We start from the raw sequence: 5275 nt of genomic DNA on the forward strand, positions 1-5275 counted from the left end.
CAGCCAGGCCGGCCGCGGATGCAGCTGTCGCAGGACGGGAGGGCGATCCGCTGACCCTCCCCTCCCCCCTTCAGATCCCGCCCGACCCCCAGGAGACACATCCGTGCCGCTTCACCAAGGACATCAGGAGTCCGACGAGCGCCCCCTGGCCGTCAATCCCTTCTACGCGGCGGCCGACCCGGCCGTGGAGATGGCCGAGGCCCCGCCCAAGCACCGGCTCGCCCACGCTCCCCTGCCGCCCGCGACGGCGTATCAGCTCGTGCACGACGAGCTGATGCTGGACGGCAACTCCCGGCTGAACCTGGCCACGTTCGTCACCACCTGGATGGAGCCGCAGGCCGGCCGGCTGATGAGCGAGTGCTGCGACAAGAACATGATCGACAAGGACGAGTACCCGCGCACCGCCGAACTGGAGCGGCGCTGTGTGGCCATGCTCGCCGATCTGTGGAACGCCCCGGATCCGTCGGCCGCCGTGGGCTGTTCGACGACCGGGTCGAGCGAGGCGTGCATGCTCGCGGGGATGGCGCTCAAGCGGCGGTGGGCGAAGCGGAACGCCGACCGCTACCCCTCGCGGGACGTGCGGCCGAACCTCGTCATGGGCGTCAACGTCCAGGTGTGCTGGGAGAAGTTCTGCACCTTCTGGGAGGTGGAGGCCCGTCAGGTCCCCATGGAGGGCGACCGTTTCCACCTCGACCCGCAGGCCGCCGCCGAGCTGTGCGACGAGAACACCATCGGGGTCGTCGGCATCCTCGGCTCCACCTTCGACGGCTCCTACGAGCCGATCGCCGAGCTGTGCGCGGCGCTGGACGACCTGCAGGAGCGGACCGGCCTGGACGTCCCCGTGCATGTGGACGGGGCCTCGGGCGGCATGGTCGCGCCCTTCCTCGACGAGGACCTGGTGTGGGACTTCCGGCTGCCGCGGGTGGCGTCGATCAACACCTCGGGGCACAAGTACGGGCTGGTCTACCCGGGCGTCGGCTGGGCGCTGTGGCGCGACCGGGAGGCGCTGCCGGAGGAGCTGGTCTTCCGGGTCAACTACCTGGGCGGCGACATGCCGACCTTCGCCCTCAACTTCTCCCGGCCGGGCGCCCAGGTGGTGGCGCAGTACTACACGTTCCTGCGGCTGGGCCGCGAGGGCTACCGGCTGGTGCAGCAGTCCACCCGGGACGTGGCCCGCCGCCTCGCCGAACGGATCGAGGCGCTCGGCGACTTCCGGCTGCTGACCCGCGGCGACCAGCTGCCGGTGTTCGCCTTCACCACGGCGGCGGACATCACGTCGTACGACGTGTTCGACGTCTCCCGGCGCCTGCGCGAGAACGGCTGGCTGGTGCCCGCGTACACCTTCCCGCCGAACCGGGAGGACCTGTCCGTCCTGCGCGTGGTCTGCCGCAACGGCTTCTCGGCGGATCTTGCGGAGATGTTCGTCGAGGACCTCGCCCGGCTGCTGCCGGACCTGCGCCGCCAGCCGCATCCGCAGACCCGGGACAGGAAGGCGGCCACCGGCTTCCACCACTGAGGAGCCCCGTGCCGGCCGCGCCGCGGGCCGCGGGCCCCGGCGTGCGCGTCCGCCGCGGTCAGCGGTCGTCCTCCGGGTGCCGCTCCCCCGTCGCGTACGGGTTCTCCTGGCCCTCGGCCAGGACGCCGATGAACGGCTCGCCCTCGCCGGCGAAGGTGTAGGCGCCGCGTTCGAGACGTTCGACGAGACCCCGGGTCCAGGCGGCGTCGGAGTCGGCCCGGTGGAGCCAGAGGTTCATGATCTCGCCGATGTGGCCGAGCCGTTCGGGGCCGCCCTCGGGGAGGTAGTGCTCGACGACGGCGGCCCGCCACCGCCCGATCCGCCGGATCCGCTCCTTGAGCAGGGCGATCGCCTCGTCTCTCGGCAGGTCGACGAGGAAGCCGATGGCCGCGGACTGGAAGTCCACCTTCTGCTCGTAGGCGACCAGGGCCTCCCGCAGCAGCCGGAAGTACTCCTCGGTGCCCGCGTCGGTGATCTCGTACTCGGTGCGGGGCGGACCGCCGGCCGTGGAGGGGGCGGTCTCGTGCGCGTGCAGCAGCCCCTGCTTGGCCATCTGCTTCAGGGCGTGGTAGATCGAGCCGGGCTTGGCGTTGGACCACTCGTGCGCGCCCCAGTACTCCAGGTCGCTCCGCACCTGGTAGCCGTGGGCCCGCCCGTGCTGACGGACGGCTCCCAGCACCAGCAGACGGATCGCTGACATGCGCTCCAGGGTATTGCCGCCGGCCCGGCCGGACCGCTCCAGGTCCGCCCGGCGCCGCCGCCACCGGGCGACGGACCGGTGCCGCCCTCGCCGTCGCCGCCGCCCACGACGGCGAACCGGCGACGAACCAGTGACGGCGGACCGACGGGAACCGGTGGCGAACCCGTCGGGCAGAGCACGAAGTCGCGCCGGGTTCCCGGGACTTCCCGCGCCGGACTCCCGGGGCTCTCAGAACGGGAACCTGCTCCGCCCGTGCTGCACCGAGATCCACTTGACCGTGGTGAAGGCGTCCACGGTCGTCTCGCCGTTCAGACGGCCCAGGCCGGAGTGCTTCTCACCGCCGAAGGGGACGATCGGCTCGTCGTGGACGGTGCCGTCGTTCACATGGAACATGCCGGTGTCGATCCGCTGGGCGAAGGCGACGCCCCGCTCGATGTCCGCCGTGTGGACGGCGCCGCTGAGCCCGTACGGGGTGTCGTTGACGATCCGGACCGCCTCCTCGTCGCCGTCGAACGGGATGATGAAGGCGACCGGGCCGAACACCTCCTGCCGCAGCAGGGAGGAGTCGGCGGGCAGGCCGGTCAGGACGGACGGCTCGACGAGGTTGCCGCGGATGCTGCCGCGCACCAGGGCGGTGGCGCCCTCCGCGAGGGCCTGCTCGACCACGCTCGACAGGGCGTTCGCCTGGATGGAGTTGATCACCGGCCCGATGACGGTCCCCGGATCGCTCGGGTCGCCGACCTTCAGCGTCCTCACCTTGGCGGCGAACTTCTCGCTGAACTCCTCGGCGATCGAACGGTCGACCAGGACGCGGTTCGCGGCCATGCAGACCTGGCCCTGGTGGACGTACCGGCTGAAGACGGCCGCGTCGACCGCGTAGTCGGGATCGGCGTCGTCGAGGACGACCAGTGCGCTGTTGCCGCCGAGTTCGAGCACCGTGCGCTTGAAGTGGGAGGCGCAGACGGTGGCGACGTGCCGGCCGACCTTGTCGGAACCGGTGAAGGAGATGACCTTCGGGACCGGGTGCTCCAGGAAGGCGTCGCCGATCTCGGCTATGTCCGTGACGACGACATTGAGCACACCGGCCGACAGCCCCGCGTCCTCGAAGATCTTCGCGATCAGGGTGCCGCCGGCGATCGGCGTGTCCTGGTGCGGCTTGAGCACCACGCCGTTGCCGAGGGCGAGGGCCGGGGCGACGGACTTCAGGGACAGCAGGAACGGGAAGTTGAAGGGGCTGATCACGCCCACCACGCCGACCGGCACCCGGTAGACGCGGTTTTCCTTGCCGTCGACCGGGGACGGCAGAATCCTTCCCTCGGGCCGCAGTGCCAGATGGACCGACTCGCGCAGGAACTCCTTGGCGAGGTGCAGCTCGAAACCGGCCTTCGTGTGCGTGCCGCCGAGCTCGGCGATGATCACCTCGGTGATCTCCTGCTCCCGCTCCTCGACCAGGCGCAGCGCCTTCTCGAGAACGGCCCGGCGGGCATAGGGGTTGGCCGCGGCCCAGTCCTTCTGCGCACGGGCGGCGGCCCGGTAGGCCCGGTCCACCTCGTCGACCGTGGCCGTGGTGATCGAGGCCAGCTTCTCGCCGTCGTACGGGTTGAGGTCGATGATGTCCCAGGAACCGCTGCCCGGGCGCCACTCACCGTCGATGTACTGCTGGGCCAGGTCGGTGAAGTAGGACGCCAATCTGATCCCTCAATCCCCTGCTGCCGAGGCGGTCGAAGCAGTCGGGATCCGAGCAACTCCCGATCACTTCTGCGGTCTGATGTGGCGTCATCGTACTTGTGCACGAAAGGAGTTGGAGCGGAAAAAGACTTTCGGCCGAAAACCCACGCCGGAGAAGTCCTCCACACCGGAGAAATCCGTCACGGCGGTGGAGTCCCGACGCGGTGACACGCCCCCGCGACGGCCTTCCGCGGCGGTCCGCCACGACGGATCCGCTACGACAGTTGCAGCAGCCCGCGCAGCAGATCGCGGCTCTCGTCCGGGCTGGGGCAGTCGTTCTGCAGCTCCTGGAGGACCCTCGCGTACTGGGCGACGTCCTCGGGTTTGTCCAGGTAGAGGGCGCTGGTGAGCTGCTCCAGGTAGACCACGTCCGACAGGTCGGCCTCCGGGAAGCTGAGAATCGTGAAGGCCCCGGACTCCCCCGAGTGCCCGCCGAAGCTGAACGGCATGACCTGCAGCCGCACATTGGGCCGCTCGGACATCTCGATCAGGTGCTGCAGCTGACCGCGCATCACTTCCCGGCCACCGTGGGGGCGGCGCAGGGCGGCCTCGTCCAGCACGATGTGCAGATCGGGCGCGTTCTCGGAGACGAGGCACTTCTGCCGCTCGAGCCGCAGTGCCACCCGCCGCTCCACATCGTCCTCGCTCGCGCCCCGCATGCCGCGGCGGACGACCGCACGGGCGTACTCCTCGGTCTGCAGCAGCCCGTGCACGAACTGCACCTCATAGACACGGATCAGCGACGCCGCACCCTCCAACCCCACATAGGTGGGAAACCAGCTGGGCAGGACGTCCGAGTAACTGTGCCACCAGCCCGCGACGTTGGCCTCCTTCGCGAGGGAGAGCAACGAGGCGCGCTCCGCCTCGTCCGTGATGCCGTACAGGGTCAACAGGTCTTCCACATCTCGGGTCTTGAAGCTCACCCGGCCCAACTCCATCCGGCTGATCTTCGATTCCGAGGCACGGATCGAGTATCCGGCCGCTTCACGTGTGATGCCCCGAGCCTCACGCAGTCGCCTGAGCTGCGAGCCGAGCAGCATGCGCCGCACCACCGATCCGGGCTCTCCCGCGCTCACGTTCGCCAGCCTCCCAACACCTTCTTCAGGAGCCGCAGTCTGCCACTAAATCACTTCGAGCTGTACTCGCACGGTTACGGAAACGGAGAGCGGGGGCGGGAACCGGGCAGCCGGCACCGGAGGACGGACGGGGGGAAAGGGCAGGACCCGGACAAGAGGAGAACAAGGGAGGAACAGGAGGAGAACAAGGGGAGGACGGAGGGCGGACGGGAAAAGGAGGGAAGCAGACGAGGGGCGGACGAGGAGCGGACGAGG

4 protein-coding genes are annotated in these 5275 nt (G+C 69.8%); 1 reads left to right on the forward strand and 3 read right to left on the reverse strand.

The annotated features are described in order from the left end of the window. Positions 1-103: 103 nt before the first annotated feature. Positions 104-1516 carry a glutamate decarboxylase gene (gene gad, locus CCN35_RS25695; RefSeq protein WP_067393703.1) on the forward strand — a complete coding sequence of 471 codons (1413 nt, stop codon included), beginning with the start codon at positions 104-106 and terminating at the stop codon, positions 1514-1516. Between the two features lie 58 nt (positions 1517-1574). Here the strand turns inward: gad and CCN35_RS25700 are convergent, their stop codons facing one another. The 3 genes from CCN35_RS25700 to CCN35_RS25710 form a co-directional block, all read right to left on the reverse strand. Continuing rightward, positions 1575-2216: a PadR family transcriptional regulator gene (locus CCN35_RS25700; RefSeq protein ID WP_067393707.1), complete on the reverse strand. Its 642-nt coding sequence runs from the start codon at positions 2214-2216 to the stop codon at positions 1575-1577. 228 nt (positions 2217-2444) lie between these two features. Further along, positions 2445-3905 (reverse strand): aldehyde dehydrogenase family protein, encoded by a 1461-nt coding sequence (locus tag CCN35_RS25705; protein ID WP_086794509.1) that lies wholly within the window; start codon positions 3903-3905, stop codon positions 2445-2447. Between the two features lie 254 nt (positions 3906-4159). After that, positions 4160-4984, reverse strand: a complete 825-nt coding sequence (locus tag CCN35_RS25710) for a helix-turn-helix domain-containing protein (protein ID WP_067393898.1) — start codon at positions 4982-4984, stop codon at positions 4160-4162. Between the last annotated feature and the right edge of the window lie 291 nt (positions 4985-5275).

Source organism: Streptomyces thermovulgaris (assembly GCF_002155915.1).
Classification (GTDB): domain Bacteria; phylum Actinomycetota; class Actinomycetes; order Streptomycetales; family Streptomycetaceae; genus Streptomyces; species Streptomyces thermovulgaris.